The sequence below is a fragment of the Micromonospora tarapacensis genome (assembly GCF_019697375.1).
GTDB lineage: Bacteria > Actinomycetota > Actinomycetes > Mycobacteriales > Micromonosporaceae > Micromonospora > Micromonospora tarapacensis.
This window is the reverse complement of the sequence record NZ_JAHCDI010000004.1, coordinates 602,080-625,457: the sequence shown is the minus strand read 5'-3', so window position 1 is coordinate 625,457 and position 23,378 is coordinate 602,080. Positions and strand designations below refer to the sequence as shown.

Genomic DNA, 23,378 nt, shown 5'->3' with positions numbered 1-23,378 from the left:
TTGTGGCACGTCACAAAAGCCGCGATTACTGACGAATCGCCAACCACAACTGCATGATCGGCGCCTCAGGCAGGTGGGGGCGCGGCAGTCGAGACACGGACGGGCGTCACCACGTACTCTTTCGGCATGTCCACCCCCACTGCGGGTGCGGCCATCCTCGCGCCGCGCCGGTCGAGCCGGTTCGTTGCCTGGGTGCGCGCGTGGCGCGCCGGGTTGGTGCCCTTCGACGAGGTCGCCGACGCGGTCGCCGGTGACGAGGAGCACCTGGTCGCCGACGCGCCCGGCACCTGGACGGACGTGGCGCTGCGGGAGGCCCTGCCCGCCCTGGCCAAGCTCTCGCCGGACGAGATCCGGCTGGTGCTGCCGGCCCCGGGCGATCCCCGCGGCCTACCCGGTCCGGGTGACTTCGCCGGCGCCGCGCTGCTCGCCTGCGAAGCGGTGATCGCCGGGCCGCTGGGCCTGATCCCGGAGGTTCGCGTACACACCTCCGGCTCCGGGGACACCTTCTCCACGGTGCTCTGGCGGTTCTACCCACTGCCGGCGAACGCCTCCGCCGCGTCGCTCACGCTGCCCGGTGCCGCCGAGGCGGAAGCCGAGCTGGCCGCCGCGCTGGCCGAGACCACCGCCGCACTGACCCGGCTCGACGTGGCCCAGTGGCGTCCGGAGCTGGCCGGCGCCCTGGAGGCGCTGCGCCGTCCCGACGGCACCACCGACCTGCCGCCCGGCTTCGACCCACGCGCCCGCCGGCTGTTCGCCCGCGCCGCCGTACTCGACCGGGTGCTGGCCCTGGCCGGGCACGCCGCACCGGGCGGCGCGGTCAACAACTACGAGGCCCAGCAGCGCGACGCCGCCCTGCGCCCGCTGACCGCAGCCTGTCGCCAGGCCCTCGTGGCCGCCTGCAACGCCCCGCTGCGCCCCTGATCCGAGTCGGGGCCGGGCGGCCGGAAGCCGTTCCCGCGCTCGCGGTCCGCCCGGCGACGCCCGCCGCTCAGACCTCGTCGATCAGGTCGGCCACCGAGTTGACGATCCGCGACGGGCGGTACGGGTAGCGTTCCGCCTCGACCCGGGTGCTGATCCCGGTCAGCACGAGGATCGTCTCCAGCCCGGCCTCCAACCCGCACAGGATGTCGGTGTCCATCCGGTCGCCGATCATCGCGGTGCTCTCCGAGTGCGCGTTGATGGTGTTCAGCGCGGACCGCATCATCATCGGGTTGGGCTTGCCGACGAAGTACGGCTCCACGCCGGTCGCCTTGGAGATCATCGCGGCCACCGAGCCGGCCGCCGGCAGGGCACCCTCCACCGAGGGGCCGGTGGCGTCGGGGTTGGTGCAGATGAACCGGGCCCCGTCGTTGATCAGCCGGACCGCCTTGGTGATCGCCTCGAAGCTGTAGGTGCGGGTCTCCCCCAGCACCACGTAGTCGGGGGCGAAGTCGCTGAGCACGTAGCCCACCGCGTGCAGCGCCGTGGTCAGCCCGGCCTCGCCGATCACGTACGCGGTGCCGCCCGGCCGCTGGTCGGCCAGGAACTGGGCGGTGGCCAGGGCGGAGGACCAGATCGCCTGCTCCGGCACGTCCAGGCCCATCCGGGCGAGCCGGGCCTGCAGGTCACGCGGCGTGTAGATCGAGTTGTTGGTCAGCACCAGGAATGGCTTGCCGGAGGAACGCAGCCGGGCGATGAACTCGGGCGCGCCGGGCACCGGCTGGCCCTCGTGCACCAGCACGCCGTCCATGTCGGTGAGCCAGCTCTCGACGGGCTTACGGTCATGCATGGTCGTCATCCCCAGGGGTGTCGAAGTCGCCGAGCGGTCAGGACGGACGGCGGCGCGGGACGCAGCAGACCGTGGCGCAGGTGTCCCAGATGGGCAGCTCGCCGAGGCGGCGGCGCAGGCCGCCCCCGTCGGGGTCGATCCGCTCCCGCACCAACTCCCGCACCATGGTCACGAAGCGCGGGTCGGTGCCGGGCGTCCCCGCCCGGACGAAGTCGAGACCGAGCTGCTTGGCCGCGTCCAGCGCCTCGGTGTCGAGGTCCCACACCACCTCCAGGTGGTCGGAGACGAAACCGATCGGGCTGACCACCACGCCGGTCACGCCCTGCGCGGCCAGGGCGGTCAGGTGATCGTTGATGTCCGGTTCGAGCCACGGCACGTGCGGCGGGCCGGAGCGGCTCTGCCAGACCAGGTCGTACGGCAGGTCCGGGGCCGCCGCCGCGTGCACCAGCCGGGCCGTCTCGGCGAGTTGGGCGGTGTACCGGCCGCCGTGCGGGCCGGCACTGTCGGCCGCCGAGACGGGCACGGAATGTGCGGTGAAGACGAGCCGGGTGCCGGCCCGCCGGGCCGGATCGAGCTGGGCCAGCGCCGCCCGCACCGCGTCGGCGTGCGGCTCGACGAAACCGGGATGGTCCCAGAACTGGCGCAGCTTCTCGATCACCGGCGCGTCCGGGCCGACCGCCGCCCGCGCCGCGGTGATGTCCTCCTGGTACTGCCGGCAGGCGGAGTATCCGCCGTACGCACTGGTGACGAACGCCAGCGCCCGCCGCACACCGTCATCGCGCAGCTGGGCCACGGTGTCGGCGAGCATCGGGTGCCAGTTCCGGTTGCCCCAGTACACGGGCAGGTCGAGGCCCTGGTCGGCGAAGTCGGCACGGATCGCCGCGAGCAGCTTCCGGCACTGCTGGTTGATCGGGGAGACCCCGCCGAAGTGCTGGTAGTGCTCGGCGACCTCGGCCAGCCGCTGCGGCGGGACGCCCCGCCCCCGGGTCACGTTCTGCAGGAACGGCAGCACGTCGTCCGGACCCTCCGGGCCGCCGAAGGAAACCAGCACCACCGCGTCGTACGCCATGGGGTCATTCTTCCCGGTGCCCGGCGGCGGACCGGCAACGACCCCGGGTCCGGGCCGTTGACCGGGGCACCGGGGACACACCGCCGGCGTTGAGCGGGGCCCCTCGTCCCGCCTACGCGCCGATGGCGTGGTAGCCGCCGTCGACGTGCACGATCTCGCCGGTGGTGGCCGGGAACCAGTCCGACAGCAGCGCCAGGCAGGCGCGGGCGGCCGGCTCCTGGTCGGTCAGGTCCCAGCCCAGCGGGGCGCGCTCGGCCCAGGCGTCCTCGAACTGCTCGAAGCCGGGGATCGACCGGGCGGCCATGGTGCGCAACGGGCCGGCGGCGACCAGATTGCTGCGGATGCCCTGCTTGCCCAGGTGCATGGCCAGGTAACGGGAGGCGGACTCCAGCCCGGCCTTGGCCACGCCCATCCAGTCGTAGACCGGCCACGCCTTGGTGGCGTCGAAGGTCAGCCCGACCACCGAGCTGCCCGCCGCCATCATCGGCAGCGCCGCGACGGCAAGGGACTTGTAGGAGTACGTCGAGACGTGCAGCGCGGTCGCCACGTCCTCCCAGGCGGCATCGAGGAACCCGCCGCCCAGGCAGCTCTGCGGGGCGAACCCGATCGAGTGCACCAACCCGTCGAGGCCGTCGACGTGCTCCCGGACCTTGTCGGCCAGTCCGGCCAGATGCTCGGGGCTGGTCACGTCCAGCTCGATGATGGGGGCCGGCTCGGGCAGCCGCTTGGCGATCCGCTCCACCAGCGAGAGCCGGCCGTAGCCGGTGAGCACGACCTGGGCGCCGTTCTCCTGGGCGAGCTTCGCCACCGAGAAGGCGATCGAGGCGTCGGTGATGACGCCGGTGACGAGCAGCCGCTTACCGGCCAGCAGTCCGGACATTGAGCTCATTCCTCCGTGCTATCTGGTTCAGTGGCCCATGCCCAGGCCACCGTCGACCGGGATGACCGCGCCGCAGACGTAACCGGCGCTGTCGCCGGCCAGCCAGGTGGCCACCGCGGCGACCTCCTCCGGGCTGGCCATCCGACCGGCCGGAATCGACTTGAGGATCTCCGCCTTGCGCTCCTGCGGCAGCCCGGCGGTCATGTCGGTCTCGATGAAGCCGGGCGCGACCACGTTGGCGGTGATGTTCCGGCTGCCCAGTTCCCGGGCGATCGAGCGGGCCACCCCGACCAGGCCGGCCTTGCTGGCCGCGTAGTTGACCTGGCCGGCACCGCCGGAGAGCCCGACCACCGAGGAGATGAAGATCATGCGGCCCCACCGGGCCCGCAGCATCTTCGCCGCGGCCCGCTTGGCGCAGCGGTACGCGCCGGTCAGGTTGGTGTCCAACACCCGGGTGAACTGCTCCTCGGACATCCGCAGCAGCAGCGTGTCGTCGGTGATGCCGGCGTTGGCGACCAGCACCTCCACCGGTCCCAGTTCCGCCTCGACCGCCGCGAAGGCGGCGTCGACCGACTCGGCGTCGGTGATGTCGCACCGCACGCCGAACAGCCCGTCGGGCACACCGCTGCCCCGGTGGGTGATCGCCACCCGGTCACCCTGCTTGGCGAAGGCCTGGGCGATGGCCAGGCCGATCCCGCGGTTGCCTCCGGTAACCAGCACAGTTCGCGACACGGTGCGTCCTCTCCAAAGATCGCTGCGGGATGGAGACTAGGCGTTACCGCACGGTAATCGCTAACCCGCCGCACGTCGTACCGGGGTACGACCCGTGGGATCACCCTGCGGTCGCACGACGGGAACCCGGCGCGCAACTACCCTGCCAGGGTGAACCGTCCTGTCGTCCGTGCCGCTCTGGCGGCCCTGCGCCGCACCGCGGCCGGGCCGGACTATCCCGCCGTTCGGCTACCGCTGCGCCGGCTGCCCCGGACGGCCGCCGCGCTCCGGTCGCTCGGACTGGGGGCACTGTTCGGGTTGACCCTGGTCGGCACGCAGTACCTGCGTGACGCGCGCGACCTGCCCGCCGCCACCGCCTGGCTGCTCTCGGCGCTCGCCGTCGCACCACTGCCGATTCTGCTGACCCGGCCGCTCTGGGCCTGGCGGATCACGCTCGTCGGACTCTTCTTCGGCGCCTTCAACCGCCGGCCGTGGGAGGACTGGCCGTGGAGTCCGGTCCAGATCGTGGTCAGCCTCACCGTCCTGCTGGTCGTGGCGGCCCGGGTCGACCGGCTGGTGCTCGCCTGGGTCGCCCTGCTCAGCCTGCTGCCGGTCTGGATCTTCGTGCCGGCGCAAAACCAGGTCGGCGTCACCCTGCTGTTCGTGACGCTGCTCCTGGTCGGTGACCTGGTCCGGCACAACCTCGTCGCCCGGCGGGCGCTGGCCGAACAGGTCCAGGTGAACGAGTTGGAAAAGGCCCGGCGCGCGGTGCTGGAGGAACGCACCCGAATCGCCCGGGAACTGCACGATGTGGTCGCACACCACATGTCGATGATCGCCGTGCAGGCCGAGACCGCCCCGTACCGGCTCACCGCCGTACCCGACCCGGCCCGGGCCGAGTTCGCCGCCATCGCCGACTCCGCCCGGGCGGCGCTGACCGACATGCGGCGGCTGCTCGGTGTCCTGCGCAGCGAGGCGGAGGATCCGCAGATCGCACCACAGCCCAGCCTGGCGGAGCTGCCCACGCTGGTCGCCACCGCACGCCGGGCCGGCATGGCGGTGACGCTGGAGACCGACGTCGCCGCCGAACCTTCGGCGGCGGTCGGGCTGGCCGCGTACCGGATCGTCCAGGAGGGACTTGCCAACGCGGCGCGACACGCCGGCGGCGCCGCGGTGCGGGTCACGATCCGGGACCGGGCCGGCGGCCTCGCCGTAGGCGTGGTGAACGCCGGCGGCAGCGCCTCGGCCAGACCGGACGCCAAAGGAGGCGGTCAGGGGTTGACCGGCATGCGGGAACGAGCCGTCTCCCTGGGTGGCAGCCTCACCGCCGGTCCCACCGGCGACGGCGGATACGCGGTGGACGCCGTCCTGCCCGACAACCATGAGGATGGAACCAGATGATCCGGGTGTTGATCGTCGACGACCAGGCGATGGTCCGCCAGGGCTTCGGCGCGCTGTTGGCCGCCCAGCCGGACCTGCTGGTGGTCGGCGACGCCGCCGACGGTGCCCAGGCCGTCGCCGAGGCCCGCCGACTCGACCCGGACGTGGTGCTGATGGACGTCCGGATGCCGGTGCTCGACGGCCTGGCCGCGACCCGGAAACTGCTCGGCGATCGGCCGGCCGGCCGGCCCCGGGTGCTCATCCTCACCACTTTCGACCTGGACGACTACGTCTACGAGGCACTGCGTGCCGGAGCCAGCGGCTTCCTGCTCAAGGACGCACCGGCCGCCGACCTGGTGCACGCGGTACGGGTGGTCGCCGCCGGAGACGCGCTGCTCGCCCCGACCGTCACCCGCAGGCTGATCGCCGAGTTCGCCGCCCGGCCGCAACGACAACGGCCCCGACCCACCACGCTGGCCGCGCTCACCCCCCGCGAGACCGAGGTGCTTCGGCTTATCGCCCGGGGCCGCTCCAACGCCGAGATCTCCGCCGAGCTGGTCGTCGCCGAGCAGACCGTCAAGACCCACGTCGGCCGAATCCTTGCCAAGCTGCACCTGCGCGACCGCGCCCAGGCCGTCGTCCTCGCCTACGAGACCGGACTGGTGGCGGCCGGGGAGTAGTACCGGCTAGCCCGCCGACGAGTAGTACCCGGGTAGCGGGCAACGGATTTACGAACGGCTCCCCGGGTTGATGCCCACCGCCATGCCTTCGACGCACGCTGCGCAGGACAGCGAGGCGAAGGGAACACCACATGGTGCGCAGCGACGTTCTTCGACTGGCGGTCGCCGCCGTGCTCGGTGCCGGGCTGGTGGCACCGTCGGCCGCCACGACGTCCGGTACGCCGGCTGGCTTCGTCGAGGCATACCCGGCGATGTCGGCGGCGATGAACGCGGCCGGCCAGCCGTACGCCGGTTGGACGGCCCAGGGGCGGCAGTTCCTGGCCTTCGACCCGCGCGGGGACGGCAGCGCCGTCGAGGTCGTCGGGGACCTGGCCACCGCTGACCGGATCGCCGTGCTGGTCCCCGGCGTGGGCACCCGGTTGTCCGACTTCGACCGCGGGCTGGACGGCATCGCCCACCGCGCTCCCGCCCGGCAGGCCCGGGACCTGCACGCCGCGTTGAGCGACGCCGAACCACACGCCCGGGTCGCGGTGCTGGCCTGGCTCGGCTACGACCCGCCCGACGGAATCACGGCGGCGGCGTCTCCGGCCAGTGCCCGCCACGGCGCGCTGGTACTCGGCAGACAGCTGCGGATGCTGGCCGCGCGGCGACCCACCGCCCGCGTCACGCTCGTCGGGCACAGCTATGGCGCGCTGGTCGCCGGGCTGGCCGCCGGCGACGCCCCACCACAGGTGACCGACCTGGTGAGCCTCGGCGGCATCGGGATCGGCGTCGACCACGCCGATCGACTCGGCCGGGTCCGGGTATGGGCCGCCGAGGCGTCGAACGACTGGATCCGCCGCGTTCCGCAGGTGCGGCTGCCCGGGCTCGGGCACGGGATCCGCCCGGGTGAGCCGTCCTTCGGCGCGCGGTGGCTCCCGGTGGCTGCGACGACCGGCCACGACGGGTACCTCCTGCCCGGCGAGCCGACCCTGGCCGCCATCGCCACGGTCGTGCTGTACGGCACCGCCGAACGGGCCGATCCGCAGGCGGTGCCGCTCGGCAGGTCGGTGCGGGGAGCGGCACGGTGAGCGGTCGACTCACGGCGCACCGACCGCAGCGTGACCCCGCCATCGACGGGCTACGGGCGTACGCGGTCGCCGGGGTGGTGCTCGGCCACTGGCTGGTCACCGGCCTGGTGCTCGACGCCGGGGGAAGACTGACCCTGGCCAGCCCGCTGACCGCGATGCCGGCGCTGGCGCCGGTCAGCTGGGTGTTGCAGACCCTCGGGTTGTTCTTCTTCACCGCCGGATACGCCTCGGGCCGCTCCGCCGCCCGGCGTCCGGGCCCCGGCTGGCTGACCCGCCGGCTGCACCGGCTGCTCCTGCCGGCGGTGGCGTTGCTCGGTACGGGTGCGGCCGTGCTGCTGGCCGCCACGGTGGCAGGCGTGTCGGAGGACAACCTGTCGGTGGCGCTGACCCTGTCGCTCAGCCCGCTGTGGTTCCTGGCCCCGCTGCTCGCCCTGATCCTGCTCACCGGCCCGTTGCGCGCCGCAGTACGCCGATGGGGCACGCTGCGCTGCGCGGTCACCGCGACGGGCGTGGTGGGCGCGGTCGACCTGGCCGCCCGGTTGCTGCCCGCCGGCAGCGAACCACCACCGGTGACCGTACTGGCCGCATGGTCGGTGCCCTACCTGCTGGGCCTCGCCCACGCCGACGGCCGGCTGACCGGCAGGCGCGACGCGACCCGGCTGGTCGCCATCGGCGTGGTCGGCCTCGCCACGGTGCTCGTCCTGGGCTACCCGGTCAGCGCGGTCGGCGTGCCCGGAGACGGCCGGTCCAACCTGGATCCGCCGTCCCTGCTGGTGGTGGCGCTCGCGGTCACCCAGGTCGGGCTCGGCCTGCTGGCCCGGCCCGCGCTGGCCCGGTTGCCGCGCCACCCGCTGCCCGGCCGGCTGGTCCACGAGATCAACCGGCACACGGTGCGGATCTACCTCTGGCACCAGCCGGTGCTGGTCGCAGTGGCCGTGGTCGTGGCGCACGCCGGGTCCGCCCTACCGGGCCTGCACAGCAGTCCCGACGGCCCGGCCTGGCTGCTGGCCCGGGTCGGCTGGCTGCCGGTGCTGACGGTGACCCTGGCCGTCCTGGTCCACCGACGCCGCGGCGGATCCTCGCCGCCCCCGAGGCCCGCAGTCGAGGTGGCCGGCGGCTGACGGCGCCCGACGGCGCCGATCGGCCGAGTGCGTCCCGCCCCGGGCGCGGGTGTACGCTGATCCCCGTTTGCGGGTCGCTCGGCGGCCCGCCCCGCCCGGCCCCCGACCGCAGGAGGTGATCGCTGTGCCAGATAGCGATCCTCCCAGTCGTGGCCGGGCCGATCGCCAGCGACGCTGAGCCCCGCTCCGCCTGAGCTGGCACCGCTCCCGCGCATCCGCCCCCACCGCCGGCGTCTCCGCCGGCACCGCTGGGCCGGCGGGTGCCACCGGAAGCTCCCGGTCACGACTTCGTGTGTGTGCGTTCTGATCCACCCCTGCGGTCCGCCCTGCCCCGGGCCGCCGTCGCCACTCCGGAGCATGTCATGAGCCGCTACGTCGCCCCGCTGGGCTTCACCCTCGCCGCCGTCTGGGTGGCCGTCCTCTTCGTCCTCGCCAGCGGCACCCACTGACCGGGCCGCCGGCCGCGGGTCAGAGCATCCGGGAGGACCAGAGCAGGCTGAACGCGCCGGCACACAGCGCCAGCAGCAGCGCGATGCCGGCGTACCACTGGGTGATCTCCCTCGGCTCCGTCCGGAACCCGATCGAGCTGCCCATGTCCTGGTACACCTGCTTCAGCTCGCTCACCGTGGCCGCCTCGTAGGAGAAGCCCTCGGTGGTCTCGGCCAGCTCGGCGAGAGCGAGCCGGTCCACCGGCACCCGCTGCAACTGACCGCCGATGTCGACGTGGCCGGAATCCGTGCCGAAGGCGATGGTGGAGACCGGCACGTTCGCCGCCTGCGCCGCCGCAGCCGCCTCCTCCACCGAACGCCCCGCCGTGCGGTAGCCGTCGGACAGCAGCACGATCCGGGCCGGCGGGATCCCCGACGCACCGTCGGCCGGCACCGACCGGATCGCCTCCAGGCAGGTGAAGACCGCCTCGCCGGTCGCCGTCGCCTCGGCCAGCACCAGCCCGTCGATGGCGCTGGTCACCGCCGGGCGGTCCTTGGTCGGCGGCACCAGCACGTTGGCCGACTTGGCGAACGAGACCAGCCCCACGTTGTACGTCTCGGGCAGCTCCGCCACGAACTGCTTGGCCGCCTCCTGGGCGGCCTCCAACCGGTTCGGCGCCACGTCGTCGGCCTGCATGGACAGGGAGACGTCGACGGCCAGCATGATGGTGGCCCGCTCCAGCGGCTCCCGGGTGTCGACCGCCGGCCGGGCCAGCGCACCGGCCAACACCAGCAGGGCCAGCAGGAACGCGGTCGCCGGCAGGTGCCGGCGCCAGCCGAGACCCTTCGGCGCCACGGTACGCAGCAGGTCCACGTTGGTGAACCGCAGCGCGTACTCCCGGCGGCGCAGCTGCCGCCAGACGTAGAGGGCGGCGAGGGCGAGCACCGGCAGCACGGCCAGCAGCCACCACGGTTGCATCAATCTGATCATCGCGTCGTCCCCCGGGTGCGGGCGTGCCGCTGCGCGGCCACGAAACGCACCATGTCCAGCAGCCAGTCTCGGTCCGTACGCAGTCGCAGATGAGCGGCGCCGGCGGCGCGTATCGCGGCGGCGATCTCCGCTCGCTGGGCGGCGGCGGCCGTGGCGTAGCGGTGCCGCAGCCCCGGATCGGCGGTCTGCACCTCGTGCAGCTCGCCGGTCTCCGCGTCGACCACCGGCAGCACCCCGACGTCGGGCAGTTCCAGCTCCCGCGGGTCGACCACCTCGATCGCCAGTACGTCGTGCCGGACCCGCAGCTTGCGCAGTGGGCGGGCCCACTGCTCCGGCGGGGCGAGGAAGTCGGAGATGACCACCGCGACACCGCGCCGCCGGGGCGGGCGGTTGAGCATGTCGACAAGCGCGCCGAGGTCGCCGCGCCCCGGCCGGATCTCGGTGCCGGCGATGGCGCGCAGCATGCCCTGCGCCTCCTTGCGCCCGGATCGGGCGGGCAGTCGGGCCAGCCGGCCCGCACCGGCCACCGTCGGCGCCGCCCGCCGGCCACGCCGCGACGGCAGGTCGCCGCCGCTGCCCACGACCGCCCCGATCCGGTTGCCGCCGCGCACCGTCAGGTGCGTGATCGCCGCCGCCGCGGCGATCACCACGTCCCGCTTGAGCCACCGTCCGGTGCCGAAGTCCAGGCTCGCCGACAGGTCGACCGCCAGCCAGGTCTCCAGCTCCCGGTCGGCCACCGTGCGCCGGACGTGCGGGGTGGTGGTTCGGGCGGTGACCGGCCAGTCCATCCGGCGCACGTCGTCGCCGGGGCGGTACTCCCGCGATTCGCCGGCCTCGCTGCCCGGTCCGGGCAGCAGGCCCGCGTAGTCACCCTGCAACAGCCCGTCGAGCTTGCGGGTGACCATCAGTTGCAGCCGGGCCAGCACCGCACCGGAACGGTCGGTGGTCACGTCCGGTGGGCGGTCCGGGTTGCCCGGTCGAGGGGTGGTCGAGGTCACGGTCGCTGCCCGGGCCACCCCGAGGTCGGCGCCACGGTGCCGGGCGGCGTGGCCTGCTGCCGGGGCGCCACCGACGGCAGCGGGATGGTCGACATCACCCGGTGCACCACGTGGTCGGCCGGCACGTCGTCGGCGAGCGCGTCGTAGCTGAGCACCAGCCGGTGCCGCAGGATGTCCGGCGCGATGTCCTGCACGTCCTGCGGCAGCGCGTAGTCGCGCCCGCGCAGCAGCGCCAGCGCCCGGGTCGCCCGGACCAGCCCGAGCGAGGCGCGCGGGCTGGCGCCGTACTGGATCAGCTGCGCCACGTCGGGCATGCCGTGCTCGGCCGGCGTACGGGTGGCCAGCACCAGCCGGACCGCGTAGTCGACCAGGGCGTTGTGCACGAAGACCTGGTCGGCCTTGTGCTGCAGGGCGATCAGGTCGGCGGTGTCGAACACGGCGGTCGGTTCGGGCGGGGCCGTGCCCATCCGGTAGACGATCTCCCGCTCCTCGGCGTCGGTCGGGTAACCCACGATGATCTTCATCAGGAACCGGTCCCGTTGCGCCTCCGGCAGCGGATAGACCCCCTCCTGCTCGATCGGATTCTGGGTGGCCATCACCAGGAACGGGTTCGGCACCCGGTGGGTCTCGCCGCCGATGGAGACCTGCCGCTCGCTCATCACCTCCAGCAGTGCCGACTGCACCTTGGCCGGCGCCCGGTTGATCTCGTCGGCGAGCAGGAAGTTGACGAAGACCGGCCCAAGCTCCACGTCGAACTTCTCACTGGACTGCCGGTAGATCCGGGTACCCATGATGTCTGCCGGCACCAGGTCCGGGGTGAACTGCACCCGGGCGAACGACCCGCCGACCACCTTCGCGAGGGTCTCCACCGCGAGGGTCTTGGCCACCCCCGGTACGCCCTCCAGCAGGCAGTGCCCCCGGGCCAGCAGGGCGACGAACATCCGCTCGACCATCCGGTCCTGCCCGACGATCACGCGCTTGATCTCGAACAACGCCCGCTCCAGCAGGGTGGCGTCCTGCGCCGGGGTGGTCGGCGACGCGGACGCCTGCGCCCCGTTCGGCGTCGGTGCGTCGGGCGTGGTCGGCTGGGCCACTGGTCCTCCACAGCGTGATCGGTCGTCGGGTGTGCGGTACCAAGCCTCGCACGCCCGGCTGAGTACCGAAGGGGGGAGCGACCGATTTCCGCCACGCCGCCCGCGCCAGGCGAACCGCCAATCACCAGTGGACAGATGCCGCCCCGGCGTGTGTACCATTCATCCGTCGCCGGGCGGCTTCCCCCGTGGTCGCCCGGCGCTCACCCTCTCTCCCGCCGCCTAGACTGGCCGGGATGAACAGTTCCAGCAATCCCGACGAAGCCCCGATCTGCTCGGCCCGCGGGTGTCACACCTCGGCCGGATGGGCGCTGCGCTGGAACAATCCTCGCCTCCACCCGCCCGAGCGACGCAAGACCTGGCTCGCCTGCGATCCGCACCGGCCGTCCCTCGGCGACTTCCTCGCCGCGCGCGGCTTCCTGCGTGAGGTCGTCCCGCTGGCCGGATCGCCTACGCTCGAAGGGTGGACGCGGACAACGGAGCACGATGGTGAGCGATGACGCATCCGGCGGCCCTCCGCCGACGCCGCCGAACGCGACGCCCAGCCCACTCGAACCGTGGCCGGACACCGTCCGGTGGCAGTCGATCTCGACCGACCTGATCTGGGTGGAACTGCTGCGGCTGTCCGCCGGGGTGGCGGTCGTCTCGGTCGTGCTCGGCGGCGGCTGGGCGTACACGGGGGCGTGGCCGTTCGGCGTGGCGCTCGGCGGCACCCTGCTCTTCGGGGTCTGGCGGGCGGTGACCATCGTCCGGGCGGTACGCGCCTGGGGCTACGCCGAACGCGACGACGACCTGCTGGTCCGGCACGGGCTGCTGGTCCGCCGGCTGTCCATCGTCCCGTACTCACGGATGCAGTTCGTCGACGTCAGCGCCGGCCCGCTGGAACGGGCCTTCGACCTGGCCACCGTGCAGTTGCACACCGCCGCGGCGGCGAGCGACGCCCGGGTGCCCGGCCTGCGCCCCACGGAGGCGTCCCGGCTGCGGGACCGTCTCACCGCGCTCGGCGAGGACCGGGCGGAAGGACTGTGACCGACCCGGTCGGGTCGGGCCCGGACCGACCCCGCCCACCGCCGGCGACGCGCCACCACCCGGTGCCGGCCCGCCCCGTCGCCACCGGCCGCACCGACACCGCCGTACCCGCCGGGCGGGTGGGCGGGGCCGCCGGAGCCACCGGGGCAGTCACCGGACGGCACCTCGGCGCGGCAGCGGCTGCACCCGTTGAGCCCCGCCCTGCACGGCGCGAAGTCCCTGGTCGTGGTCATCGTCGGGCTGTCCTGGTCGACGCTGTCCCGGGTCGGGTTCGGCGTGTTCGTGGCGATGGTGATCGTGCTCGCCCTCGGTGCCACCGTGCTGGCCGTGGTCAGTTGGTACTACACCGGCTACCAGGTGGTGGGCCGGGAACTGCGCATCCACGAGGGGCTGCTCTGGCGGCGGACCCGCGCCATCCCGCTGGAACGGCTCCAGGCCGTCGAGGTGGTCCGCCCGCTGCTCGCCCAGCTCACCGGCCTGGCCGAGCTGCGGCTGGAGGTGGTCGGCGGCGGCAAGACCGAGGCGCCGCTGGCATACCTCAGCGTCGCCGAGGCGGCGGCGCTGCGGCAGCGTCTGCTGGCGCTCGCGGGCCGACCGGCGGCCGTCGCACCTGGTCGGCCGGCCGCGGCGCAGGGGACGCAGCCGGCGCAGACGCAGGTGGCGACGGCCGGTGGGGAGACCGACGCACCGTCCGGACGGCCGCTGCACACGGTCAGCAACCGGGATCTGCTGGTCAGCCAACTGCTGACACCACAGGCGTTCCTGTTGCCGTTCGGCGTGGCCTTCGTCGCCGTGCAGTTCCTGTCGGAGGGATCATGGTCGTTCATCGCGGTGGCGAGCACGATCACCGCGATGGCGGGCATCCTGCTGCAACCCATCCGGCGGGTGCTCGACGACTGGCAGTTCCAACTCGCCCGTGACGACGACCGGCTGCGGATCCGCAACGGCCTGCTGGAGACCAGGGTGCAGACCGTGCCGCTGCACCGGGTGCAGACCGTGGGCGTGATCTGGCCACTGCTCTGGCGGATGAAGGGCTGGCTGCGGATGCGCTTGGAGGTGGCCGGCTACGCCGCCGGCGAGCCGGACGGGCGCAACCGGCCGGACCGCCTGCTCCCCGTCGGTGACCAGCCGACCGGCGAGACGATCCTCGCCGAGGTGCTACCCGGGGTCACCCTGGCGTCGTTGCCGCTGAGCCCGCCACCGAGCCGGGCCCGCTGGGTCAACCCGCTGAGCAACGGGGTCATCGGTGCCGGCCTGGCCGAGCAGGTCTTCGCCGTCCGCTCCGGCCTGCTCACCCGCCAGCTGACGATGGTGCCGTACGCCCGGTTCCAGAGCGTCCGGGTGGTGCAGGGCCCGCTTCAGCGGCTGCTGCGGCTGGCCACCGTGCACGTGGACACCGCCGGCGGGGCCGGCGCGGCGGCGGTGGACCGGGATCTCGCCGACGCCTGGGCGCTGGCGGCGGAACTGACCGCCCGCGGCCACGCCGCCCGCAATACCACCTGACCGCGGCAGCCCGTGGCCGGCGCGGCACCCGAGGGTCAGCGGGTGGCGGAGATCGTGGACGGCTCGGCGGGGTCGCCGCCGCGGCGGGCGATCCGGTCGACGCCCGCCGGTCGCGCCGCCGGGCCCACCATCGTTCGGCCAGGCCGACGGCCAGGAAGGCCATCCCGACGTACGCCCAGCCGACCAGCACGTCGATGACGTAGTGCTCGCCGCTGTAGACCAGCGTGAAGGTCATCGCCAGCGGGTACGCCAGCAGCAGCGGCCACCACCGGCGCCGCACACCGCGCAGGAAGAACAGCACCACGAACAGCGCGAAGGCGGTGTGCAGCGACGGCATCGCGGCCACCGGGTTCGAGGCCAGCTGCCCGGCGTTGAGCAGGTTGCCGGCGCCGTGCATGCCGAACGCCTTCCATCCGCGGGTGGAGATCCGCGCGACCTCCTCGATCAGGCCGTTCTGCGCCGCCCACCACGGGGGCGCGGCCGGGTAGAGGAAGTAGGTGACCAGACCGGTGGCGCAGAGGAACGCCCACCGGCGCATGAACGCCGCCCACCGGCTGCGCTCACGCATCCAGAGCACCGCGGCGGCGGCCAGCGCGGCCACGAAGTGCGAGAAGTACACCCAGCTGACCAGGACGTCCCACCACCGCACCTCGGGCTGGTAGAGGTGCTGCTGCAACCAGACCGTCGGCACCTGGCCGTCCATGGCCCAGCCGAACATCAGCCGGTCCGCCAGGATCAGCTCGTACGTGTGCGGGACCGTCCCGTCGTGGTAGGCGAAACCGCGCGACAGGTTGTAGGCGACCAGCAGCACCACCACCGGCACCCAGTCCCGCGCGAAGCGCAGGTGGCTGCGCCACGGTCGGGCGGAGTTCCAGGCGACGGTGCCGGCCCAGATCCAGAAGAACGCGTACACCGGGTCGGTGGGCAGACCGATGACGAGCCAGCCCGCGACGAAGGCGGCGCCCCAGACCGACATCGCGATCACCCGGCGGCGACCACCGTCGGGTGAGGTGGGCGGCTCGGTCGGAGCCGGGTGCTGGGGATCGGTCGCGGCAGACATCGCGGACAAGGTTAACGACGTGTGGCGGGCCACCCAACGCAGGATCACCTGTGGCGTCGTCCCGGCGGGCCCATCTTGCCGCCCGCGTGGCCCGGGCCACCGCGAGCACCTACGCTGTGGCCATGCAGGTGCAGCCGGATCAGGCCCTGACACCGGGTCTGGCCGCCCGGGTCGAGTTGACCGTCACCGACGCCGACACCGCCCAGGCGGTCGGCTCCGGCGACGTCCCGGTGCTCGGCACCCCTCGGGTGCTCGCGCTGGCCGAGGCGGCGACCGTGGCGGCGACCGCCCGGCACCTGCCCGCCGGGTCCACCACCGTGGGCACCCGGGTGGAGCTGGATCACCGGGCCGCCACCCCGGTGGGCCGGACGGTGACCGCCCGGGCGCGGCTGACCACGGTCGACCGGCGCCGGCTGGTGTTCGAGATCACCGTCACCGAGGGTGGGCAGACCGTGGCCGAGGGGCGGGTGGAGCGGGTTCTGGTCGACCGGCACCGATTCGTCGAACGCGCCAGCCAGCCGTCATGACCGGCCGCTTCGTCGAGGTCGCCGACCGGGTGCTCGTGCTGCGTGAGCCGTTGCTCGCGGTCAACGTCACGCTGGTGCTCGGTGACGGTGCGGCGCTGCTGGTCGACACGCTCTCCACCGCCGGGCAGGCGGTCGAGCTGGCCACCGCCGTGCGTGCGGTCACCACCGACCCGTTGACCTTGGTGAACACCCACCACCACTTCGACCACTGCTTCGGCAACGCCACGCTCGCCGCCGACCCGCCGCGGCCGGTCTGGGCGCACGAGCTGGCCGCGGCGGCGATGCGCGACGAGGCGGACCGGCTGCGCCGGGAGGCGTACGCGGAACTACAGGGCGGGCATCCGGAACTCGCCGCCCAGCTGGCCGACACCGCGCTGCTGGCGCCCACCCACACCGTGCGCACCGAGGCCACCCTCGACATCGGTGGCCGGCGAGTGGTGCTGCGCCACCCCGGCCGGGGCCACACCGACGCCGACCTGGTGGTGCAGGTGCCCGACGCCGACCTGATGGTCGCCGGTGACCTGGTCGAGCAGGCCGGGCCCCCGGCGTTCGAGGACTCCTACCCGCTGCGGTGGCCCGACGCGCTGGCGGAGCTGCTGCGGTCGACCTCACCGGCCACGGTGGTGGTGCCCGGGCACGGCGAACCGGTCGACGCGGAGTTCGTCCGGGCACAGCACGCCCAACTCGTGGAACTGGCCTGGCTGATCCGGGCCGGGCACACCGGGGTGCCCCGCCGGAGCGGGTCGCCGCCGACGCCCCGTTCCCGGCCCGGCCCGCCCTGGTCGCCGCCCGCCGCGGCTACGCCGAACTCGACGGCGCCGCCTGACCGGCTGCCGACGACGAGCGCAACCATCGGGCGCTGACGCGGCCGAGCCGGTCGACCCGGACTCCCGGGCCGGAGCACCAGACCCGCTGGCGCAACGACCGGCGGGACCGGGCCGTCAGCCGCCGAACCGCTGGCGTACCTCGGCGCGGGTGGGCATGGCGACCGCCCCGCCGGGCCGCTCGCAGACCAGCCCGGCCACCCGCAGCGCGAAGGCGACCCGCTCGTGCCAGCCGGCCGGTTCGACCGGCTCACCGCCGGTCAGCAGGTCGGCGACGAGGGCGGCCATCACCGAGTCGCCCGCGCCGGTGGCGTCGACCGCGTCGACCTTCGGGGCCGGTACGCGTACCGGATCGGCGCCGGCGGCGGCGACCACCGCACCGGCCGCCCCAGGGTGACCACGACGGTGGCCGCGCCCAGTTCGCGCAGGTACGCCGCCACCGACTCGACCGGTTCGCCCGGGTAGAGCAGTTCCGCGTCGGCGGTGCTGAGCTTGACCAGGTGCGCCCCGGCGGCGAACTCGGCGACCACCTCGCGCAGCCCGGCCAGCGCCCCGGGCCGTCCAGCAGCCGGGGGCGGACGTTGGGATCGAACACCCGCAGCCCGCCCGTCGACGACCAGGCCCGCCGGGCGGCAGCCAGCGTCGCCGGTGCCAGCAGCACGATCGAGCCGCAGTAGAGCACGTCGGCGCCCTCGACCAACGCGACGTCGACGTGGTCGGGGGTGAGCAGCGCGTAGGAGGGCGGGTCGCCGTAGAAACGGAAGTCCGGCTCCGCGCCGGAGAAGGTGGCCACGGCGAGCGTGGTCGGCACGGCCGCGGTGATCGCCCCGTCCAGCCCCACCCGCTCGGCGGTGAGGAAGTCGCGGATCCGGCCGGCGAGCACGTCGTCGCCGAACGACCCGGCGAACTGCACCGCGCCGCCGAGCCGGGCGATCCCGACGGCGACGTTCAGCGGGCCACCGCCGATGGCCTGCCGATAGACCGGTGCACCGGCGCACTCGGTGTCCAGCAGGTCGACGAGCGCCTCGCCGAGCACCACCGCGTATCCCATTCCTCAGGTCCCTTCGTCGGCCGTCCGTGGTGCCCAGGCTGGCACAGGGGTCGCGTGCCGGGGCGCGGAAGCCACGGTATTTGCCGGCCACCGCCGCCGCGCCGCCGGGGCCACCCGGACGTATCGAGAGACGGCTATTGCGCCGAGGCGCCCGGCGTGCTGGGATGGGGGTGCCGGGTGGCGCGGGGCTGCGCGTCGCCGGTGCCGGGTTCATCGCACGCGAGGGCATACACGCGTCGTCGTCAGACCGCTGGCGCACCAGGTCGGTCGGGCCGTCCCCGTCCGTAGGTCGCCGCATCGTCGCATCCGCCCGCAGCAGCGGGGCGGCCCTTCCCGCCACCCCGCGCGTTCCGGCGGGGCACACCCACACGATGTGCCCCGCGAGTCAGGAGAACCCGTGCACCGTCCTCGTCTGGCCGCGCTGCTCACCGCGGCCCTCACCCTTGTCGCAGGCGCGGTCGCGTTGACCGCGAACCCCGACCCGGCCGCCGCGCACGGCGCGGCGATGACGCCGGGTGCCCGCACCTTCCTCTGCTGGAAGGACGGCCTCTCCCCCACCGGCGAGATCCGGCCGCAGAACCCGGCCTGCGCCGCCGCCGTCGCCCAGAGCGGCACCAACTCGCTCTACAACTGGTTCAGCGTGCTGCGCTCGGACGCCGGCGGCCGGACCACCGGCTTCATCCCCGACGGCCAGCTGTGCAGCGGTGGCGCCACCGGCTTCCGCGGTTACGACCTGGCCCGCAACGACTGGCCGCTGACCCACCTCACGGCCGGCCGGACGATGGAGTTCCGGTACAGCAACTGGGCCCACCACCCGGGCACCTGGTACTTCTACGTGACCCGGGACAGTTGGAGCCCGACCCGGGCGCTGGCCTGGAGCGACCTGGAGGCACAGCCGTTCCTGACGGTGACCAACCCGCCGCAGCGCGGCGCGGTCGGCACCAACGACGGCCACTACTACTTCAACGGCACCCTGCCGTCGAACAAGAGCGGCCGGCACATCATCTACTCCCGGTGGGTCCGCTCGGACAGCCAGGAGAACTTCTTCGGCTGCTCCGACGTCACCTTCGACGGTGGCAACGGCGAGGTGACCGGCATCGGCTCGGGCAACACCACCCCGCCGACCACGACTCCGCCGACCACCACCCCGCCCACGACGACTCCGCCGACCACCACCCCGCCGACCACGACTCCGCCGACGACCACGCCGCCGGGGAACAGCGGTGACTGCATGGCCGTCTACCGGATCAACAACGCCTGGTCCGGCGGCTTCCAGGGCGAAGTCGAGATCATGAACCACGGCAGTACGCCGTTCAACGGCTGGACGGCGAGCTGGACCTGGCCGAACGGTCAACAGATCAGCCAGATCTGGAACGCGACCCAGACCACGTCCGGATCGTCGGTGACGGTCACGAACGCCTCGTACAACGGCACCGTCGGCGTCGAAGCCAGCACGACGTTCGGCTTCCTCGCCAGCACCACCGGCACGAACGGCCTGCCCACGGTCAGCTGCGCCCGCCGCTGACCGCCCTCGGGCATCGAGAGGGGCCCCCTGCCGCACGCCTGGCGTCGGCAGGGGGCCCTTCCTCGCGGTTCAGCGCACCATCGAGCCGACGACGGGCTTGGTGAGCAGGGCCGACTGGTTGCGCTGGATGCCCGGGTCCAGCGTCTTCGCGACGAAGATCGCGTGCCAGATGCAGAAGATCAGCACTGTCCACACCTTGCGGGAGTGGTCGAACTCCTCCCGCTTGTGCTCCTCCAGCAGTCGCAGCGCGTACGACAGGTCGAGCAGGTCGCCCGCGCCGGAGGTGGTCAGCACGTGCCGGGCCCACTCGTACATCTCGCCGCGCAGCCAGACCCGGGTCGGGGTCGGGAAGCCCAGCTTCTTGCGGTTGACGATGGCCGGCGGCACCACGCCCTGCAACGCCTGGCGCATGGCGTACTTGGTGGCGTCGGAGCGCGGCGGCAGCCTCAGCTCGACCGGGATCTTCGCCGCCACCTCGAACACGTCGCGGTCGAGGAACGGCACCCGCACCTCCAGCGAGTGGGCCATCGAGATCCGGTCGGCCTTGACCAGGATGTCCCCACGCAGCCAGGTGTAGAGGTCGACGTACTGCATCTTGGTGACGTCGTCCAGCTCGGTGCACTCGGCGTAGATCGGCGCAGTCACGTCGGTGTAGCGCACCGACGGGTCGTAGCGGCGCAGCAGATGCTGCTTCTCCTCCTCGGTGAACATCCGCGCGTTGCCGTAGTAGCGCTCCTCGATCGGCGTGGTACCGCGCTCCAGGAAGCTCTTGCCCTTGACCCCCTGCGGGATCGCCTTGGACACCGCCCGCAGGCCCTTCTGCACCCCGTCGGGCAGCCCGTTCACCCCGCTCAACGACAGCGGCTCACGGTAGATCGTGTACCCGCCGAAGAACTCGTCGGCGCCCTCACCGGAGAGCACCACGGTGACGTGCTCGGCGGCCTTCTTGGCGACGAAGTAGAGCGGCACCAGCGCCGGGTCGGCGACCGGGTCGTCCAGGTGCCAGACGATCTTCGGCAGCGCCTCGATCATGTCCTGCGGACCGATCTTGGTCGGGATGGTGGTCACGTCGAGGTGCCGGGCCGAGTCCTGGGCGACGTCGATCTCCGAGTAGCCCGGCACGTCGTAGCCGACGGTGAAGGTGAGGATGTTCGGGTTGAACTCCCGGGCCAGCGCGACCACCGCGGTGGAGTCGATCCCGCTGGACAGGAACGAGCCGACCGGCACGTCGGAGCGCATGTGCATGCGTACGCTCTCGCGCAGCGTCTCCCGGATCTCGTGGTAGAGCTTCTGCTCGTCGGAGACCGGAGCCGGCCGGAACACCGGGCGGTACCAGCGCCGCGCCTCGATCCGCCCACCCGGCGTCCAGGTGAGGTACTCACCCGAGCCGATCCGGTTGATCCCCTTGTGCAGGGTGCCCGGCTCGGGGACGTACTGCAGGGTCAGGTAGTGGCTGAGGTTCGCCGGGTCGACCCCGGCGTCACCGGCGTACGCGGACTGCGCGAAGGGCAGCAGGGCCTTCTTCTCCGAGGCGAGGTAGAGCCCGTCGGTGGTCTCCAGGTAGTGCAGCGGCTTGATGCCGTAGTAGTCGCGGGCGCCGAACGCACGGCGCTCCTGCCGGTCCCAGATGACGAAGGCGAACATGCCGCGCAGCCGGGTGAGGACCTGCTCGCCCCAGTGGTGGTAGCCGGCGACGATCACCTCGCCGTCGCCGTTGGTGGCGAACCTGGCCCCGTGCTCGCGGATCAGCTCCTCGCGCAGCTCGATGTAGTTGTAGATCTCGCCGTTGAAGGTCAGCAGGTAACGCCCGTCGGCGTAGGACAGCGGTTCGTGGCTGAGCGCCACGTCGATGATCGCCAGCCGCTTGTGGGCGAACACCCCGTCCGCGTACCGGCCGGAGGCGTCCCCGACCACCTCGACACCGGTCTCGTCCGGGCCACGGTGGTGCAGGCATTCCAACGCCCTGGCGATGTTGTCGCGGTGGGCGGCGGCGTCGCCGCGCGCACTGAAGAAAGCCAGGAGTCCGCACATGGTCGTCATCTTTCCACGCGTTCGGATCGGACGGCGCGGCACTGCCGGCCTCACCGGGCGGGCAACCACCCGCTCGGGTCAGAAGCGATTTCGCGGTACCGTCGGACCAGCAACGAGGCGAAGGGAGCGGGGCATGACCGAGGAACGCACCGACGGCGAGCCGACCGACGGCACGGAGTCGCACGACCCGGACTTCCCACCGGCGTTCCTGTCGTTCATGCGGCAGGGGTGGCGGGACGCCACGCTGCCGGTCGTCCCGCGACCTGAGGTGCCGAACTACGCCAAGCGCCGGGCCGCCCTCTCGGCCGCGTTCCCCGGCGAGACGCTGGTGATCCCGACCGGCGGGGAGAAGGTGCGCGCCAACGACACGGAGTACCGGTTCCGGCCGGGCAGCGACTTCGCGTACCTCACCGGCGATCACGACCCGGACGGCGTCCTGGTGCTGCGGCCCACCGGTTCCGGCCACGACGCCACCCTCTACGTGCGGCCCCGCTCGTCGCGGCAGACCGACGAGTTCTTCCGCAGCCGGCACGGCGAGCTGTGGGTGGGGCGGCGGCACACGCTGCCGGAGAAGTCGACCGAGCTGGGCCTGCCCACCGCCGACCTGACCGAGCTGGAGGCGACACTGGCCGAGCTAGCGCCCGCGCGTACCCGGGTGCTGCGCGGGTTCGACGCCCGGGTGGACGCCGCCGTGCGGCCCTGGGACGGTCCGCGCGACGAGGGTCAGCCGGCCCGCGACCGGGAGCTGGCGATCGCCGTGGCGGAGCTGAAGCTGGTCAAGGACGAGTGGGAGATCGCCCAGCTCCAGGACGCGGTGGACGCCACGGTGCGCGGTTTCGAGGACGTGGCCCGGGCGCTGCCGGCCGACCGGGGCGTCTCGGAGCGGCTGCTGGAGGGGATTTTCGCGTTGCGCGCCCGGCACGACGGCAACGACGTCGGCTACGGCTCGATCGTCGGTGCCGGCGAGCACGCCACGATCCTGCACTGGGTGCACAACCACGGCGTCACCCGGCCGGGTGAGCTGCTGCTGATGGACATGGGCGTGGAGGGGCACCACCTCTACACCGCGGACGTGACGCGGGTGCTGCCGGTCGACGGACGGTTCACCCCGCTGCAACGCCAGGTCTACGACATCGTGTACGCCTCACAGCAGGCCGGCATCGACGCCGTGCGGCCGGGGGTGAAGTTCCGCGACGTCCATCTGACCTGCATGCGGGTGCTCGCCGAGGGGCTGGCCGACCTGGGTCTGCTGCCGGTGAGCGTGGACGAGGCGATGGACGACTCCTCGACGGTCTACCGGCGGTGGACGCTGCACGGCTTCGGGCACATGCTCGGCATCGACGTGCACGACTGCTCGAACGCCCGCAAGGAGATGTACCGCGATGGCACCCTCGGCGAGGGGTACGTGCTCACCGTCGAGCCGGGGCTGTACTTCCAGCCGGAGGACGAGCTGGTCCCCGAGGAACTACGCGGCATCGGCATCCGGATCGAGGACGACGTCCTGGTCACCACCTCCGGCGCGGTGAACCTGTCGGCGGGCCTGCCGCGCCGGGCGGACGAGGTGGAGACCTGGCTGGCCGAGCAGCGCGAGGCGGGGCCGCGACTGCCGGGCTGAGCCGGCAGCACCGACACACAGGGCGG

At 73.1% G+C, this 23,378-nt stretch carries 20 protein-coding genes and 3 pseudogenes; 13 read left to right on the top strand and 10 right to left on the bottom strand.

From position 1 onward, the window contains the following. Positions 1–126 precede the first annotated feature (126 nt). Positions 127–921 carry a hypothetical protein gene (locus tag KIF24_RS08905; RefSeq protein ID WP_221083617.1) on the top strand — a complete coding sequence of 265 codons (795 nt, stop codon included), beginning with the start codon at positions 127–129 and terminating at the stop codon, positions 919–921. 67 nt (positions 922–988) lie between these two features. Here KIF24_RS08905 and KIF24_RS08900 read toward each other — a convergent pair whose 3' ends face one another. The 4 genes from KIF24_RS08900 to fabG all read right to left on the bottom strand — a co-directional run bounded on the left by KIF24_RS08900 (position 989) and on the right by fabG (position 4,449). After that, positions 989–1,768: an HAD-IIA family hydrolase gene (locus tag KIF24_RS08900; protein ID WP_221083616.1), complete on the bottom strand. Its 780-nt coding sequence runs from the start codon at positions 1,766–1,768 to the stop codon at positions 989–991. 37 nt (positions 1,769–1,805) lie between these two features. Further along, the gene (locus KIF24_RS08895) at positions 1,806–2,837 is read right to left on the bottom strand and encodes a ferrochelatase (protein WP_221083615.1); all 1,032 of its coding nucleotides are present in this window, start codon (positions 2,835–2,837) and stop codon (positions 1,806–1,808) included. A gap of 112 nt (positions 2,838–2,949) precedes the next feature. Then, positions 2,950–3,717, bottom strand: coding sequence for an enoyl-ACP reductase FabI (gene fabI / locus KIF24_RS08890; RefSeq protein WP_221083614.1), 768 nt, complete (start codon positions 3,715–3,717; stop codon positions 2,950–2,952). Between the two features lie 27 nt (positions 3,718–3,744). After that, positions 3,745–4,449, bottom strand: a complete 705-nt coding sequence (fabG, locus tag KIF24_RS08885; protein WP_221083613.1) for a 3-oxoacyl-ACP reductase FabG — start codon at positions 4,447–4,449, stop codon at positions 3,745–3,747. 150 nt (positions 4,450–4,599) lie between these two features. Between fabG and KIF24_RS34375 the strand changes: the two genes are divergently transcribed. The 5 genes from KIF24_RS34375 to KIF24_RS08860 all read left to right on the top strand — a co-directional run bounded on the left by KIF24_RS34375 (position 4,600) and on the right by KIF24_RS08860 (position 9,128). Next, positions 4,600–5,829 (top strand): sensor histidine kinase, encoded by a 1,230-nt coding sequence (locus KIF24_RS34375; RefSeq protein WP_221083612.1) that lies wholly within the window; start codon positions 4,600–4,602, stop codon positions 5,827–5,829. Further along, entirely contained in the window at positions 5,826–6,488 is a 663-nt protein-coding gene (locus tag KIF24_RS08875; RefSeq protein WP_221083611.1) for a response regulator, read from the top strand. The genes KIF24_RS34375 and KIF24_RS08875 overlap by 4 nt, the downstream gene beginning before the upstream one ends. 131 nt (positions 6,489–6,619) lie before the next feature. Beyond that, entirely contained in the window at positions 6,620–7,558 is a 939-nt protein-coding gene (locus KIF24_RS08870; RefSeq protein WP_221083610.1) for an alpha/beta hydrolase, read from the top strand. Then, on the top strand, positions 7,555–8,679 hold the full coding sequence (locus KIF24_RS08865) for an acyltransferase family protein (RefSeq protein ID WP_221083609.1): 1,125 nt from the start codon (positions 7,555–7,557) through the stop codon (positions 8,677–8,679). The genes KIF24_RS08870 and KIF24_RS08865 overlap by 4 nt, the downstream gene beginning before the upstream one ends. A gap of 296 nt (positions 8,680–8,975) precedes the next feature. Further along, positions 8,976–9,128: a hypothetical protein gene (locus KIF24_RS08860; RefSeq protein WP_221087662.1), complete on the top strand. Its 153-nt coding sequence runs from the start codon at positions 8,976–8,978 to the stop codon at positions 9,126–9,128. A gap of 19 nt (positions 9,129–9,147) precedes the next feature. On the opposite strand, the gene KIF24_RS08855 is transcribed toward KIF24_RS08860, so the two are convergent. The 3 genes from KIF24_RS08855 to KIF24_RS08845 are packed head-to-tail and all read right to left on the bottom strand — an operon-like array spanning position 9,148 to position 12,190. Beyond that, complete coding sequence (locus tag KIF24_RS08855; RefSeq protein ID WP_221083608.1) at positions 9,148–10,098, bottom strand: VWA domain-containing protein; 951 nt, start codon at positions 10,096–10,098, stop codon at positions 9,148–9,150. Next, positions 10,095–11,114, bottom strand: coding sequence for a DUF58 domain-containing protein (locus tag KIF24_RS08850; protein WP_221083607.1), 1,020 nt, complete (start codon positions 11,112–11,114; stop codon positions 10,095–10,097). Before KIF24_RS08850 ends, KIF24_RS08855 begins: the two co-directional genes overlap by 4 nt. Continuing rightward, entirely contained in the window at positions 11,093–12,190 is a 1,098-nt protein-coding gene (locus KIF24_RS08845) for an AAA family ATPase (RefSeq protein ID WP_221083606.1), read from the bottom strand. Before KIF24_RS08845 ends, KIF24_RS08850 begins: the two co-directional genes overlap by 22 nt. Positions 12,191–12,423: 233 nt before the next feature. On the opposite strand from KIF24_RS08845, the gene KIF24_RS08840 reads away from it, so the two are divergent. The 3 genes from KIF24_RS08840 to KIF24_RS08830 all read left to right on the top strand — a co-directional run bounded on the left by KIF24_RS08840 (position 12,424) and on the right by KIF24_RS08830 (position 14,719). Further along, positions 12,424–12,687, top strand: coding sequence for a hypothetical protein (locus KIF24_RS08840; RefSeq protein ID WP_221083605.1), 264 nt, complete (start codon positions 12,424–12,426; stop codon positions 12,685–12,687). Beyond that, a complete protein-coding gene (locus KIF24_RS08835; RefSeq protein WP_221083604.1) occupies positions 12,674–13,216 on the top strand; it encodes a PH domain-containing protein in 543 nt (180 codons plus the stop codon). Before KIF24_RS08840 ends, KIF24_RS08835 begins: the two co-directional genes overlap by 14 nt. Before the next feature lie 189 nt (positions 13,217–13,405). Further along, on the top strand, positions 13,406–14,719 hold the full coding sequence (locus KIF24_RS08830; protein WP_407939904.1) for a PH domain-containing protein: 1,314 nt from the start codon (positions 13,406–13,408) through the stop codon (positions 14,717–14,719). Positions 14,720–14,744: 25 nt separating this feature from the next. On the opposite strand, the pseudogene KIF24_RS08825 reads toward KIF24_RS08830, so the two are convergent. Continuing rightward, positions 14,745–15,779, bottom strand: a pseudogene (locus tag KIF24_RS08825) (phosphatase PAP2 family protein); the annotation flags it as partial. Between the two features lie 122 nt (positions 15,780–15,901). Between KIF24_RS08825 and KIF24_RS08820 the strand changes: the two are divergent. After that, on the top strand, positions 15,902–16,306 hold the full coding sequence (locus KIF24_RS08820) for a thioesterase family protein (protein ID WP_221083603.1): 405 nt from the start codon (positions 15,902–15,904) through the stop codon (positions 16,304–16,306). Next, positions 16,303–17,132: pseudogene (locus KIF24_RS08815) on the top strand (MBL fold metallo-hydrolase). The gene KIF24_RS08820 and the pseudogene KIF24_RS08815 overlap by 4 nt, the downstream one beginning before the upstream one ends. Before the next feature lie 115 nt (positions 17,133–17,247). On the opposite strand, the pseudogene KIF24_RS08810 reads toward KIF24_RS08815, so the two are convergent. After that, a pseudogene (locus tag KIF24_RS08810) lies at positions 17,248–18,181 on the bottom strand (PfkB family carbohydrate kinase). 397 nt (positions 18,182–18,578) lie between these two features. On the opposite strand from KIF24_RS08810, the gene KIF24_RS08805 reads away from it, so the two are divergent. Beyond that, entirely contained in the window at positions 18,579–19,706 is a 1,128-nt protein-coding gene (locus tag KIF24_RS08805) for a lytic polysaccharide monooxygenase (RefSeq protein ID WP_221083602.1), read from the top strand. A 69-nt stretch (positions 19,707–19,775) separates the two neighbouring features. On the opposite strand, the gene asnB is transcribed toward KIF24_RS08805, so the two are convergent. After that, positions 19,776–21,737, bottom strand: a complete 1,962-nt coding sequence (asnB, locus tag KIF24_RS08800) for an asparagine synthase (glutamine-hydrolyzing) (RefSeq protein ID WP_221083601.1) — start codon at positions 21,735–21,737, stop codon at positions 19,776–19,778. A gap of 133 nt (positions 21,738–21,870) precedes the next feature. Between asnB and KIF24_RS08795 the strand changes: the two genes are divergently transcribed. Beyond that, positions 21,871–23,352 (top strand): aminopeptidase P family protein, encoded by a 1,482-nt coding sequence (locus tag KIF24_RS08795; RefSeq protein WP_221083600.1) that lies wholly within the window; start codon positions 21,871–21,873, stop codon positions 23,350–23,352. The last annotated feature ends 26 nt before the right edge of the window (positions 23,353–23,378 follow it).

Coding starts and splice junctions, on each gene's coding strand:
- KIF24_RS08905 (WP_221083617.1), top strand. CDS start 127: ATGTCCACCCCCACTGCGGGTGCGGCCATCCTCGCGCCGCGCCGGTCG.
- KIF24_RS08900 (WP_221083616.1), bottom strand. CDS start 1,768: ATGCATGACCGTAAGCCCGTCGAGAGCTGGCTCACCGACATGGACGGC.
- KIF24_RS08895 (WP_221083615.1), bottom strand. CDS start 2,837: ATGGCGTACGACGCGGTGGTGCTGGTTTCCTTCGGCGGCCCGGAGGGT.
- fabI (WP_221083614.1), bottom strand. CDS start 3,717: ATGTCCGGACTGCTGGCCGGTAAGCGGCTGCTCGTCACCGGCGTCATC.
- KIF24_RS08875 (WP_221083611.1), top strand. CDS start 5,826: ATGATCCGGGTGTTGATCGTCGACGACCAGGCGATGGTCCGCCAGGGC.
- KIF24_RS08870 (WP_221083610.1), top strand. CDS start 6,620: ATGGTGCGCAGCGACGTTCTTCGACTGGCGGTCGCCGCCGTGCTCGGT.
- KIF24_RS08855 (WP_221083608.1), bottom strand. CDS start 10,098: ATGATCAGATTGATGCAACCGTGGTGGCTGCTGGCCGTGCTGCCGGTG.
- KIF24_RS08840 (WP_221083605.1), top strand. CDS start 12,424: ATGAACAGTTCCAGCAATCCCGACGAAGCCCCGATCTGCTCGGCCCGC.
- KIF24_RS08835 (WP_221083604.1), top strand. CDS start 12,674: ATGGTGAGCGATGACGCATCCGGCGGCCCTCCGCCGACGCCGCCGAAC.
- KIF24_RS08820 (WP_221083603.1), top strand. CDS start 15,902: ATGCAGGTGCAGCCGGATCAGGCCCTGACACCGGGTCTGGCCGCCCGG.
- asnB (WP_221083601.1), bottom strand. CDS start 21,737: ATGTGCGGACTCCTGGCTTTCTTCAGTGCGCGCGGCGACGCCGCCGCC.
- KIF24_RS08795 (WP_221083600.1), top strand. CDS start 21,871: ATGACCGAGGAACGCACCGACGGCGAGCCGACCGACGGCACGGAGTCG.